Genomic DNA, 12,069 nt, shown 5'->3' on the forward strand with positions numbered 1-12,069 from the left:
ATAGTGGATCAGGGGCGGGGAAAAAGCGCATCCCGCCCCTGCTCGCCCCGCTCACAGGGCCTTTATTTATCCACTAAGCGGCTTCGTAAGTGATGTGCGTCCTATGTGCGGGCTCACATCGGCCCGGTGACGCTTTCACCGTGCGTTGCAGGAGCAATTCAGCGTGTAATGGTGCTCGTCCGGAAGGATGAGGTGGACGTCGCCGAACTCGTGCCAGAGGTAGAGCCCGCTCAGCGCCTCGGCGTACGCGGCCCTGATCGCCGCCCGTCCCGCCACCGCCTCCAGCATCAGCAGATGCGAGGCCTGCGGCTCGTGCAGCCCGGTCAGCAGCCCGTCCACCACACGTACCCCGCGCGCGGGCGTCACCACCAGATCCGTCCACCCCGACGCGGCCCGGACGATCCCGTCCACCCCCGCGGCCGACTCCAGCGCCCGTACGGCCGTCGTCCCCACCGCCACGACGCGACCACCTCCCGCGCGCGCGGCGTTCACCAGCCGGGCCGTGGACACCGGCACCTCGAACCGCTCCGGGTACGGCGGCTCGTGCGCCTCCGCCGAGGCCACCCCCGTATGCAGGGTGACCGGCGCGAACTGCACCCCCCGCCGCACCAGCTCCGCGACCAGGTCCACCGTGAAGGGCCGCGCCGCGCTCGGCATCTCCGCCGAGCCCACCCCGTCCGGCGAGGCCACCGCGAAGACCGTCTGATAGGCGGAGAGCGGCTGGTCGCCCGCGGTGTACGCGTACCGGATCGGCCGCCCGTACCGCGCCAGCAGCCCCGGTACGTCCCCCCTCTCCGTACGGGCCCACCACAGCCGGTCCCCGGCGCCGCTCAGCGGCTCCTCCAGGGTCAGGCGCCACCCGTCCGGCAGCGCCACCGTCGTCCCCGCGCGCGTAGCGGTCCGCCGCCGGGTGCTGCCCGAGGGCTCCGGGGTGCGCGGCTCGACCGCCCAGCGCCCGTCCGGACCCAGCGTCGAGAAGTGCACCACCACCCGCTCACCGCCCACCGTGCCGTCCACGGCCGCCGCCATCGTCGCCGAGGTGTTCACGACCAGGACGTCCCCGGCGCGCAGCTGTCCGGGCAGCTCCCGGAACGCGTGATGGGAGACCTCGGTCCCGCGCGACACCAGCAGCCGTACGTCGTCCCGGCCCGCGCCGCGCACCTCGGCGGGCACCGAGGCCATCAGCTCCGGCGGCACCCGGAGCGCGAGGTCGGCCGTCATCGCGCCCACCGGGCGCGCGTTCCCCGGACGGCCCGCCTCACCGGGCCACCTCCACCAGCGCGGGAGCCGCGTACCGCCCGCTCGCCGGGCGGCGCTCTATCAGGCTCAGGAAGCCGGGCACCACCGTCTCCGGCTCCGGCCGCGCCTCCTCGTCGCCCGGCACGGCCGCCCGGTACAGATCGGTGCGCATGTCGCCCGGGTCCACCGCCCACACCCGCAGCCCCGGCTCCTCCACCGCGAGCACGGCCGCCAGCTGGTCGAGCGCCGCCTTCGACGCCCCGTACCCGCCCCAGGTCGGGTACGCCTCGGCCGCCGCGTCCGAACTGACCACCAGCACCGCCCCCGCCGAGGAGCGCCGCAGCGGGCCGAGCGACTCCTGGACCAGCCCGAGCGCCGCCACCACGTTGGTCTCCAGAGCCGCCCGGAAGCCCTCCAGACTCTGCTGTTCCAGCGGCACCAGCGGCTCGGCGCCCAGCGCGCTCGCGTTGTGCACCAGGAGGTCGAGCCCGCCCAGCTCACCGGCCGCCGCCACCAGCGCCCGGCGGTGCCCGGCGTCCCGCACGTCCCCGGCGAGCGCCACCACCCGCGCCCCGGGGCCCGCCAGCTCCCCGGCCGTCTCCTTCAGTACGGACGCGGTCCTCGCGTCCAGGACGAGGTCCCAGCCGCGTGCGGCCAGCGCCCGCGCCAGCGCCCGCCCGAGACCCTTCGAAGCCCCCGTGATGATCGCTACCGGCATGATCTTCCATCCCCTCGCAGTCCGCTGCCCCGCTGTCCACTGCTGTCCACCGTCGGCGGTCGGCGCCGGCCGTACGGGCCCGGGTCCGCCGACAGCCCCAGCGTCACTCCCCGTACGCCCCCGGCGCCTCAGCCCCACGCACCAGCCGCCCAAGGCACTTCGACCTAGTCCCCAGGACCCGGCCCACCGCCGTCCACAGGCGGATACGGACCGTCACACCCCGCGGGTACGGTGATCCCATGAGCCACCGACCGAGCTCCGGCCTCGCCGCCGTGAGCACCGCACTCCTCGCGATGAGCAGGCATCTGGAGGTGCGCGACGTCCTCAAGACGATCGTCGCCTCGGCCCGCGACCTGCTCGACGCGGAGTACGCGGCTCTCGGTGTCCCCGACGACCACGGAGGCTTCGCCCAGTTCGTCGTCGACGGCGTCAGCGACGAGCAGTGGAAGGCGATCGGCCCCCTGCCGCGCCAGCACGGCATCCTCGCGGCGATGCTCAACGACAAGAAGCCGGAGCGGATCGCCGACGTCCGCAAGGACCCCCGCTTCGGCGGCTGGCCCGCCGCCCACCCCGACATGTCCGACTTCCTGGGCGTGCCGATCCGCGACGGCGACGAGACGCTGGGCACGCTCTTCCTCGCCAACAAGCGCTGCCCCAAGCCGGAGGGCGGCTGCGGCTTCACCGAGGACGACGCCGAACTGCTCGGCATCCTCGCCCAGCACGCCGCGATCGCCCTGACCAACGCCCGGCTCTACGAACGCAGCCGCGAGCTCACCATCACCGAGGAGCGCACCCGCCTCGCCCACGAGCTGCACGACGCGGTCAGCCAGAAGCTCTTCTCGCTGCGGCTGACCGCCCAGGCCGCGACCGCCCTGGTCGACCGCGACCCCGCGCGCGCCAAGGACGAGCTCCAGCAGGTCGCCGTGCTCGCCGCCGAGGCCGCCGACGAACTGCGCGCGGCCGTCGTCGAGCTGCGCCCGGCCGCCCTGGAGGAAGACGGCCTGGTCAACACCCTGCGCACCCAGATCCAGGTCCTCGACCGCGCCCACAGCGCCCAGGTCACCTTCGAGAACTGCGGAGTACGGGCACTGCCGCCCGCCCAGGAGGAGGCGCTGCTGCGCGTCGCCCAGGAGGCCCTGCACAACGCCCTGCGCCACTCGGGCGCCGAGCACGTCTCGGTCGTTCTCGTACGGCGCGGCCAGGGCGCCGCCCTGCGGGTCGTCGACGACGGCCGCGGATTCGAGCCCCGGGCGGTCCGCCGCGCCGGACGGCACCTGGGTCTGGTGTCGATGCGGCACCGGGCCGGCGGCGTCGGCGGCCGGCTCTTCGTGAAATCGGCGCCCGGTCAGGGCGCCACGATCGAGATGGAGGTGCCAGGTGGCTGACAGCATCAAAGTCCTCCTGGTCGACGACCACCAGGTGGTCCGCCGCGGGCTGCGGACGTTCCTGGAGATCCAGGACGACATAGAGGTCGTCGGCGAGGCCGCCGACGGCGCCGAGGGGGTCGCCCGCGCCGAGGAGCTCAAGCCGGACGTCGTCCTGATGGACGTGAAGATGCCCGGCATGGACGGCATCGAGGCGCTGCGCAAGCTGCGCGCGCTGGCCAACCCGGCGAAGGTGCTGATCGTCACCAGCTTCACCGAGCAGCGCACGGTGGTGCCCGCGCTGCGGGCGGGGGCGGCGGGCTATGTGTACAAGGACGTCGACCCGGAGGCGCTGGCCGGCGCGATCCGCTCGGTGCACGCCGGGCATGTGCTGCTCCAGCCGGAGGTCGCGGGCGCGCTGCTCTCCCAGGACGACGCGGGCGGCGGCCAGGGCCGGAGCACCTCCCTCACCGAGCGCGAGCGGGAAGTCCTCGGCCTCATCGCCGACGGCCGCTCCAACCGGGAGATCGCCCGGGCGCTGGTCCTCTCCGAGAAGACGGTCAAGACACACGTCTCCAACATCCTCATGAAGCTGGATCTGGCGGACCGCACCCAGGCGGCCCTGTGGGCAGTCCGCCACGGCCTGACGGACTGATCCGACAGGCTGATGGACGTCCATGGGTAAATACGGATCGTCACGGTCCGGTGCGAGATTCATACCGTCGGGTGGATGTCACCCACACGGCGCATCCCCAGCGCCCGGCGGGCGTTCTCCAGGGCGTGCTGCGGCGGACCGCCGCGGCGAGACCAGGAGGAACCTGAAGTGAAGAACCTGAAGAAGGCCGCCGCCGTCGCCATGATCGCCGGAGGAATCGTCGCGGCGGGTGCGGGCGCCGCGTCCGCGCACAGCGGCGCGACGGCGGACGGCAAGGCCGCGAACTCCCCGGGCGTGCTCTCCGGCAACCTGGTCCAGGTCCCGGTCCACGTCCCGGTCAACGCCACGGGCAACTCGGTCAACGTGATCGGCCTCCTGAACCCGGCGTTCGGCAACGAGTCCTCGAACGTGTGAACCCCAGGGGCGCGGGCCCGCCGCCGCTTGGCGACACCGTCCCCGCGCCCCTTTTCGCGCCCGGGGTGCGTCTGCGGGCCGGTGGTGGGTTGCTCGCGCAGTTCCCCGCGCCCCTTGTGGGCCGGGAGTTTGTCTGCGGGCCGGTGGTCGGCTGGTCGCGCAGTTTCCCGCGCCCCTGTGCGGCCGGGTCCTGTGCGCGGGCGCTGGGGCCTGTAGGCCCGGGGTTTGTCTGCGGACCGTGCCGGCTTGCCCGCGGTTCCCCGCACCCCTGAGTACCCAGGGGCGCGGGGAACTGCGCGACCAGCCACAGACGTCCCGCAGCCGAAAAAGGACCTGGGCGCAGCCCAAGCCGGCCCGCAGACACCGTCGACCCCGGGGCCGGGCCGGGGCCTCCAACCGCGGGCCGCAGGCCCACACCACCGGGGGCGGGGCGCAGCCCCGGAAAGCCCCCCACCCCTGGAGGGTTTAGGGAAGGGGCGGGGAGGGGCTCACCCCCGAGCAACCCCCTCCACATACGCGTTGTACGCCGCCACCCGAGCCCGCCGAGCCACCCGCTCCACCGGCCGCAACGCCTCCGCCCGAGCCCACAGCTCCGACGCGCTCACCGCCCCGCCGACATCCTCCGCCCCGCGCGCCACCTCCACGAGCAGCCCCACCCGCCGGGCCAGCTCCAGCACCCGTACCGCCCGCGGCGGATACCCGGGAGCCAGGACCGAGTCGTCCGGCCCCTCCGCCCGCGCCCGGTACGCGTCGATCGCCGCCCGGGCCGCCGGCCCCGACCCCGCCACATCGAGCCGGGTCAGCACCGCCGTCGCCTCCCGCAAACCCTCCGCCAGCTCCCGCTCCGCCTCCCCGAGCGAGGGCACGTCGGCCGGCGGAGCCTCCCGTACCGCCAGGCACTGCCACAGGACCTCCACCCGCACATCACCCGCGGGCCCCACCTCGCTCACGTGGGGCACCAGCCCGTGCGGCGCCCCGAACCCGACCACCGCCTCCTCCGCCTCCAGCGCCCGCGCGTTGAACTCCGGCGGCCCGCTGAGCCCCAGCGGATGCCCCGGCGCGGGCAGCGCGACCCGGAAGCCCGTCACCCCGAGCCCCCGCAGCCGCCCGAGCGCCAGCGTGAGCCCCACCGGGGCCGCCTCACCCGGCAGCCCCGACACCCGGTGCACCGCGTCGTCCCCGACGATCGCCGACGCGGCGTCATCCGGCGAAACTTTCCCGGCCAACAGGGCATTTCCCCATGCGGCCAGCCGACCTGAACGTGGTTCCGAGAACATGGACCCAGCCTAGGTACTGGCCCTCACGGCAGGTCCACTCCCTCAGTGGCGTAGGTTTTGTCTGGGAGATTTCCCCGGGACCCTGCCCACAGGCACAGCCCGGACCTCAAGACGATTGCATGGGGAGACAACGCGCTCATGAGCGATGTACTGGAGCTGGTGGACGTATCCGTGGTCCGCGACGGACGCGCTCTGGTGGACGATGTCTCCTGGTCGGTCAAGGAGGGCGAGCGCTGGGTGATCCTCGGCCCCAACGGCGCAGGCAAGACCACCCTCCTCAACATCGCCTCCAGCTACCTCTTCCCGTCCACCGGCACGGCGAAGATCCTCGGCGACCGCCTCGGCAAGGTCGACGTCTTCGACCTGCGCCCGCGCATCGGCATGGCCGGTGTCGCCATGGCCGACAAGCTGCCCAAGCGCCAGACCGTGCTCCAGACGGTCCTGACCGCCGCGTACGGCATGACCGCCACCTGGCAGGAGCAGTACGACGCCGTCGACGAGGAGCGCGCCCGCGCCTTCCTCGACCGGCTCGGCATGACCGACTACCTCGACCGCAAGTTCGGCACGCTCTCCGAGGGCGAGCGCAAGCGCACGCTGATCGCCCGCGCGATGATGACCGACCCCGAGCTGCTGCTCCTCGACGAGCCGGCCGCCGGTCTCGACCTCGGTGGCCGCGAGGACCTGGTCCGCCGCCTCGGCCGCCTCGCCCGCGACCCGTACGCGCCCTCGATGGTCATGGTCACGCACCACGTCGAGGAGATCGCCCCCGGCTTCACCCACGTCCTCATGATCCGTCAGGGCAAGGTGCTCGCCGCCGGCCCCATGGAGACCGAGCTCACCTCCCGCAACCTCTCCCTCTGCTTCGGCCTTCCGCTCGTCGTCGAGCACCGCGGCGACCGCTACTCCGCCACCGGCCTCCCGCTCGCCTGACCCGGCGGACCGAGAGGTGCACTGTCCGTGACGGGGTGCGCGGACCTACCATGACCTCGTGAACGCATGGGTTGGGTGGCTGATCGCGGCGGCAGGTCTCGGCATTCCCCTGGTGCTGACCGCCATGCCGGAATTCGGCATGCTGGCGGTCGGCGCGGTCGCCGCGGCCGTCGGCGCGGGTCTGGGCCTCGGCACCGTCGCACAGGTCCTCGTCTTCGTCGTGGTCTCGGTGGCCCTCATCGCCGTGGTCCGGCCCATCGCGGCCAGGCACAGCGCCGAGCGGCCCCACCTCGCCACCGGCATCGACGCGTTGAGGGGCCGTCAGGCCGTCGTCCTGGAGAGAGTCGACGGCAGCGGCGGCCGGATCAAGCTCGCGGGCGAGGTGTGGTCGGCGCGCACGCTCGACGGCGGCCAGTCGTTCGAACCCGGGCAGCAGGTCGATGTGGTCGAGATCGACGGAGCGACTGCCATCGTCATGTGAACCATGCCAGGATCATCCGGGCCGGCAGCCGCACCGCTGCCGGGCACTTCCTAGAGCAAGAAAGGCACGGGGAACGCGATGTCAGCGATCATCATCGTCCTGATCATTCTGGTGGTGCTGGTCTTCATCGCCCTGATCAAGACCATCCAGGTGATCCCGCAGGCCAGCGCGGCCATCGTGGAGCGCTTCGGCCGCTATACGAGGACGCTGAACGCGGGCCTGAACATCGTCGTCCCGTTCATCGACTCGATCCGCAACCGCATCGACCTGCGTGAGCAGGTCGTGCCGTTCCCGCCCCAGCCGGTGATCACCCAGGACAACCTGGTCGTCAACATCGACACCGTCATCTACTACCAGGTGACCGACGCCCGCGCCGCCACGTACGAGGTCGCCAGCTACATCCAGGCGATCGAACAGCTCACCGTCACCACGCTGCGCAACATCATCGGCGGCATGGACCTGGAGCGCACCCTCACCTCCCGCGAGGAGATCAACGCGGCCCTGCGCGGCGTCCTCGACGAGGCCACCGGCAAGTGGGGCATCCGCGTCAACCGCGTCGAGCTCAAGGCGATCGAGCCGCCCACCTCCATCCAGGACTCGATGGAGAAGCAGATGCGCGCCGACCGTGACAAGCGCGCCGCGATCCTCCAGGCCGAAGGTGTCCGGCAGTCCGAGATCCTGCGCGCCGAGGGCGAGAAGCAGTCCGCGATCCTGCGCGCCGAAGGTGAGGCCAAGGCCGCCGCGCTGCGCGCCGAGGGCGAGGCCCAGGCGATCCGTACGGTCTTCGAGTCCATCCACGCGGGCGACCCCGACCAGAAGCTCCTCTCGTACCAGTACCTCCAGATGCTCCCGAAGATCGCCGAGGGAGACGCCAACAAGCTCTGGATCGTGCCCAGCGAGATCGGCGACGCGCTCAAGGGACTCTCCGGCGCGTTCGGCAACCTCGGCGGCGGGATGCCCGGCTTCAACACGGGCTCCGAGCGCCGCGAGGAACCGCCCGTCGACTGAGAACAGTTGACTGTGCGGTACAACGTCCGTGCATGATCGGTGCGGCCCCCCGACCTCCATGGCGGGGAGGCGTCTCACTGATTGTGTAAGGAGATGGCGTTGTCCATCTGGGAAGCACTAGCGGTCTTCGCGGCCGGCATCGGCGCCGGCACCATCAACACGATCGTCGGCTCCGGCACCCTGATCACCTTCCCCGTGCTGCTGGCCACCGGTCTGCCGCCCATCACGGCGAACGTGTCCAACACCCTCGGCCTGGTCTCCGGCTCCATCAGCGGAGCCATCGGCTACCGCCGCGAACTGCGCGGCCAGACCCGCCGCATCCTGCGCCTTGCGTCCACGGGCCTGCTCGGCGGCCTGCTAGGGGCCGTCCTGCTGCTCGCACTGCCGTCGGACGCCTTCGACGCGATCGTCCCCGTACTCGTCGGTATCGCGCTGGTGCTCGTCCTCCTCCAGCCGCGCATCGCCGCCGCCGTCAAGCGCCGCCGCGAGGCCACCGGCACCCGGGCCCACCCCGACGGCGGCCCCGTCCTGCTCGTCGGCCTCTTCCTCGCCAGCGTGTACGGGGGGTACTTCGGCGCGGCCCAGGGCGTCCTCTACCTCTCCCTGATGGGGCTGCTGCTCCCCGAGAGCCTCCAGCGGATCAACGCCGTCAAGAACATCCTCGCGGCGCTGGTCAACGGCGTCGCCGCCGTCTTCTTCCTCTTCGTCGCCGACTTCGACTGGACGGCGGTGCTGCTGATCGCCGTCGGGTCGACGATAGGCGGCCAGCTCGGCGCCAAGGTGGGCCGCCGCCTCAAGCCCCCGGTACTCCGAGGGGTGATCATCGCGGTCGGTGTGGTGGCGATCGTGCAGCTGGTACTGCGCTGACGCACAAAGGGCCGGCCCGCAGCCGCAGGCGGCGGGCCGACCCGGTCCTTCCCGTCCCCTTTGTTGCGTTTGTTACGCCGCTCCCCGGGCCAGCCACTCCGGCAGGGCGGACCGGTCCCCGGCGGCCATCGCGAGCAGCATCGCGTCGGCGGGCGAAGGCACGAACGGCTGACGCAGCAACGGCATCCCCGCCTCCTCCGGCGTCCGGTCCGCCTTGCGGTGATTGTCCTCGGCGCAGGACGCCACCGTGTTGAGCCAGCTGTCCCGGCCGCCCTGGGCCCGCGGCACCACGTGATCCACCGTCGTCGCGCGTCTGCCGCAGTACGCGCAGCGGTGCTGGTCCCGGATCAGCACACCCCGTCTCGACCACGGAGCCTGTCTTCGGAACGGCACCCGTACGTACCGGCAGAGCCTGATCACCCGGGGCACCGGTATCTCGACCGCGGCGGCACGCATTCTCAGCTCGGGATGCTCCTGCTCGACGACGGCCTTGTCCTGGAGTACCAGCACGACCGCACGGTTGAGAGTGACCGTCGACAGCGGCTCGAAGCTCGCGTTCAGTACCAGCGTGTCCCGCATCATGCCCACCTCCGCGTAGTGCCGGCCCACCCCCTGGCGGGCTTGGATCAACTCTGGCCGGGCCGGCCACGACGGACAACGCATTAAAAAATGCCCTGCTCTGATCTCTCCAAGACCAGAGCAGGGCAAACAATGAAGGAACGATCAGCTACCCGGAGTCAGCTGTTCGAGGGACCCGTGTACGTACCGATCAGCTGGGCGCGTGCCAGGGTGTGGAACCGCAGATTGAATCCGACGACCGCGGGCGACGCGTCAGCGTCCGGTCCCAGCTTCGCGGAATCCACCGCGTAGACGGTGAAGACATAGCGGTGCGACTCACCGGCCGGCGGGGCCGCCCCGCCGAAGTCCTTCGACCCGTAGTCGTTGCGGACCTGGACCGCCCCGGCCGGCAGACCCTCGAACTTCCCGGTGCCCGCGCCGGCGGGCAGCTCGGTCACCGACTTCGGGATGTCGAAGACCACCCAGTGCCAGAACCCGCTGCCCGTCGGGGCGTCCGGGTCGAAGCACGTCACCGCGAAGCTCTCGGTCCCGGCCGGGAACCCCTCCCACCGGAGGTGGGGAGAGGTGTTCCCTTCCGCGTACACCTGGGCGTCCTTCAGCGGCGCACCCTCCTGGACGTCCTCGCTCACCACGGTGAACGAGGGCACCTCGGGGTGGAAGTCATGGGGGAGCGGCGGCCTCTTGAGCTCGCTCACGCGGGCACCTCCTGATCGGTATCCAGTGACGGGACCGAGCCTAGAACCAGTTGCGCCGACCGCCGACCTCCGCCAGCCACTGGTGGAGATATGCCGCCCAGTCCGTCCCCTGGTAGTCGTTCAGACCCACCTGGAAGGAGCGGTACGAGTCGCTGCCCTCGGTGAACAGACCCGGCTTCTTGTCCATCTCCAGCACCACGTCCATCGCGCGGTCGTCCGCGATGAAGGTCAGCTCCACCTGGTTCAGGCCCCGGTACTCCGACGGAGCGTAGAACTCGATCTCCTGGTAGAAGGGCAGCCGCTGGCGCGTGCCGCGGATGTGGCCGCGCTCCATGTCCGCGCTCTTGAAGCGGAAACCCAGCTGGATGAAGGCGTCGAGGATCGCCTGCTGCGCCGGCAGCGGGTGCACGTTGATCGGGTCCAGGTCGCCCGAGTCCAGGGCGCGCGCGATCTCCAGCTCCGTCGTCACCCCGATGTGCATCCCGCGCAGCGGCTGACCGGCGACCGTCGTGACCGGCGTCTCCCACGGGATCTCCAGGCCGAACGGCACCACGTGCACCGCGCCCGCCTTCACCTCGAACGCGCCGCCGAGACGCAGCTTGGTGAACTCGATGTCCTGCTTGGTCTCGTGGTCACCGCCCTCGATCTCGACGCGCGCCTGGAGGCCGACCGAGAGCCCCTCGATCCGCTGGTCCACGGACCCGCCCTGGATCCGGACCTCGCCCTGGACGACACCGCCCGGCACCACGTTCGCCTCGGTCAGCTCGGTCTCCACCGAAGCGCCTCCGGCACCCAGACTCGCAAGCAGACGCTTGAACCCCATGCTGTTCCCTCCATAGATCCTGCACCCACAGAACGCACAACCACGGCCTCCGGTTCCGCTCGCCCACCCGGTACCCTCGGACGCCATGATCGCGGCCCCCGAACGTACGCCACTCCCGCGCGGTTTCTTCGACCGCCCCGTCCTCGAAGTCGCCCCCGACCTCCTCGGCCGCACCCTGGTGCGCAACACGGCCGGGGGCCCGGTCGAGCTGAGACTGACGGAGGTGGAGGCGTACGACGGCGCCAACGACCCGGGGTCCCACGCCTTCCGCGGGCGCACGGCCCGCAACAGCGTGATGTTCGGCCCGCCCGGCCACGCGTACGTCTACTTCACGTACGGGATGTGGCACTGCCTGAACCTGGTGTGCGGACCCGAGGGCATGGCGAGCGGGGTGCTGCTGCGAGCGGGAGAGATCCAGGTAGGCGGGGAGCTCGCGCGCAAACGTCGCATCTCAGCCAAAAAGGACGTGGAACTGGCCAAAGGGCCGGCCCGCCTGGCCACAGCCCTGGATGTCGACCGCGCCCTGGACGGCGCCGACGTCTGCACCGACCCGGACGCACCTCTCTCCGTACTCACGGGGACCCCACCCTCCGCCGACCTGGTACGCAGCGGACCCCGCACCGGCGTGGGCGGCGAAGGCGCCCCGCATCCCTGGCGGTTCTGGATCGCTGACGACCCGACAGTCAGCCCGTACCGCGCGCATCAGCCACGCCGCCGCGCAACTTGACTCGGCTCGACCGGACGCCTAACGTAGCCCGAGCCGCTTGAGACGGGTCCTGCTGTTCAGCAACCCGAAGCGGCCACCCACTACCTACGACTGACCCCGACGGGGCCTTGTTTCGGCATGCCGGAATTCGGATTCATCGGCTCGATGCGGCTCGATTATGAGCCACCCGGGAAATCAGCTAAAGTAGTGATCACGCCGAAAGGGAAACGCGAAAGCGAAAACCTGGAAAGCGAATCCCGCCGACAGGGAATCGGACACGAAAGAGTCTGATAGAGTCGGAAACGAAGGAAGC

Annotated in this window: 14 protein-coding genes; 8 read left to right on the forward strand and 6 right to left on the reverse strand. The window is 71.3% G+C overall.

Going from position 1 to position 12,069, the window contains the following annotated elements; all coding sequences use genetic code 11:
* Positions 1-135: 135 nt before the first annotated feature.
* On the reverse strand, positions 136-1,221 hold the full coding sequence (locus tag ACZ5ID_RS36050; protein WP_468906755.1) for an S-adenosylmethionine:tRNA ribosyltransferase-isomerase: 1,086 nt from the start codon (positions 1,219-1,221) through the stop codon (positions 136-138).
* Positions 1,222-1,258: 37 nt separating this feature from the next.
* Positions 1,259-1,957 carry an SDR family NAD(P)-dependent oxidoreductase gene (locus tag ACZ5ID_RS36055; RefSeq protein ID WP_468906757.1) on the reverse strand — a complete coding sequence of 233 codons (699 nt, stop codon included), beginning with the start codon at positions 1,955-1,957 and terminating at the stop codon, positions 1,259-1,261.
* A gap of 239 nt (positions 1,958-2,196) precedes the next feature.
* Between ACZ5ID_RS36055 and ACZ5ID_RS36060 the strand changes: the two genes are divergently transcribed.
* From ACZ5ID_RS36060 to ACZ5ID_RS36070, 3 genes are all read left to right on the forward strand, one after another.
* Entirely contained in the window at positions 2,197-3,342 is a 1,146-nt protein-coding gene (locus ACZ5ID_RS36060; RefSeq protein WP_468906760.1) for a GAF domain-containing sensor histidine kinase, read from the forward strand.
* Complete coding sequence (locus ACZ5ID_RS36065; RefSeq protein WP_468906763.1) at positions 3,335-3,976, forward strand: response regulator; 642 nt, start codon at positions 3,335-3,337, stop codon at positions 3,974-3,976. The genes ACZ5ID_RS36060 and ACZ5ID_RS36065 overlap by 8 nt, the downstream gene beginning before the upstream one ends.
* Before the next feature lie 168 nt (positions 3,977-4,144).
* Complete coding sequence (locus ACZ5ID_RS36070; protein ID WP_468906766.1) at positions 4,145-4,390, forward strand: chaplin; 246 nt, start codon at positions 4,145-4,147, stop codon at positions 4,388-4,390.
* Between the two features lie 488 nt (positions 4,391-4,878).
* Here ACZ5ID_RS36070 and ACZ5ID_RS36075 read toward each other — a convergent pair whose 3' ends face one another.
* Entirely contained in the window at positions 4,879-5,667 is a 789-nt protein-coding gene (locus tag ACZ5ID_RS36075; protein ID WP_468906769.1) for a hypothetical protein, read from the reverse strand.
* 138 nt (positions 5,668-5,805) lie between these two features.
* On the opposite strand from ACZ5ID_RS36075, the gene ACZ5ID_RS36080 reads away from it, so the two are divergent.
* From ACZ5ID_RS36080 to ACZ5ID_RS36095, 4 genes are all read left to right on the forward strand, one after another.
* Complete coding sequence (locus ACZ5ID_RS36080) at positions 5,806-6,597, forward strand: ABC transporter ATP-binding protein (protein ID WP_406555432.1); 792 nt, start codon at positions 5,806-5,808, stop codon at positions 6,595-6,597.
* 58 nt (positions 6,598-6,655) lie between these two features.
* On the forward strand, positions 6,656-7,078 hold the full coding sequence (locus tag ACZ5ID_RS36085) for an NfeD family protein (protein ID WP_406555433.1): 423 nt from the start codon (positions 6,656-6,658) through the stop codon (positions 7,076-7,078).
* 78 nt (positions 7,079-7,156) lie between these two features.
* Positions 7,157-8,086, forward strand: a complete 930-nt coding sequence (locus ACZ5ID_RS36090; RefSeq protein WP_101387658.1) for an SPFH domain-containing protein — start codon at positions 7,157-7,159, stop codon at positions 8,084-8,086.
* Between the two features lie 93 nt (positions 8,087-8,179).
* The gene (locus tag ACZ5ID_RS36095; RefSeq protein ID WP_468906773.1) at positions 8,180-8,953 is read left to right on the forward strand and encodes a sulfite exporter TauE/SafE family protein; all 774 of its coding nucleotides are present in this window, start codon (positions 8,180-8,182) and stop codon (positions 8,951-8,953) included.
* A gap of 72 nt (positions 8,954-9,025) precedes the next feature.
* Here the strand turns inward: ACZ5ID_RS36095 and ACZ5ID_RS36100 are convergent, their stop codons facing one another.
* The 3 genes from ACZ5ID_RS36100 to ACZ5ID_RS36110 all read right to left on the reverse strand — a co-directional run bounded on the left by ACZ5ID_RS36100 (position 9,026) and on the right by ACZ5ID_RS36110 (position 11,050).
* Positions 9,026-9,532: an HNH endonuclease gene (locus ACZ5ID_RS36100; protein ID WP_468906775.1), complete on the reverse strand. Its 507-nt coding sequence runs from the start codon at positions 9,530-9,532 to the stop codon at positions 9,026-9,028.
* A 158-nt stretch (positions 9,533-9,690) separates the two neighbouring features.
* On the reverse strand, positions 9,691-10,227 hold the full coding sequence (locus ACZ5ID_RS36105) for a YbhB/YbcL family Raf kinase inhibitor-like protein (RefSeq protein ID WP_406555435.1): 537 nt from the start codon (positions 10,225-10,227) through the stop codon (positions 9,691-9,693).
* Positions 10,228-10,267: 40 nt separating this feature from the next.
* On the reverse strand, positions 10,268-11,050 hold the full coding sequence (locus tag ACZ5ID_RS36110; protein ID WP_468906778.1) for a sporulation protein: 783 nt from the start codon (positions 11,048-11,050) through the stop codon (positions 10,268-10,270).
* An 85-nt stretch (positions 11,051-11,135) separates the two neighbouring features.
* On the opposite strand from ACZ5ID_RS36110, the gene ACZ5ID_RS36115 reads away from it, so the two are divergent.
* Complete coding sequence (locus ACZ5ID_RS36115) at positions 11,136-11,777, forward strand: DNA-3-methyladenine glycosylase (RefSeq protein ID WP_468906780.1); 642 nt, start codon at positions 11,136-11,138, stop codon at positions 11,775-11,777.
* Positions 11,778-12,069 lie beyond the last annotated feature (292 nt).

Source organism: Streptomyces sp. NPDC031670 (genome assembly GCF_055580545.1).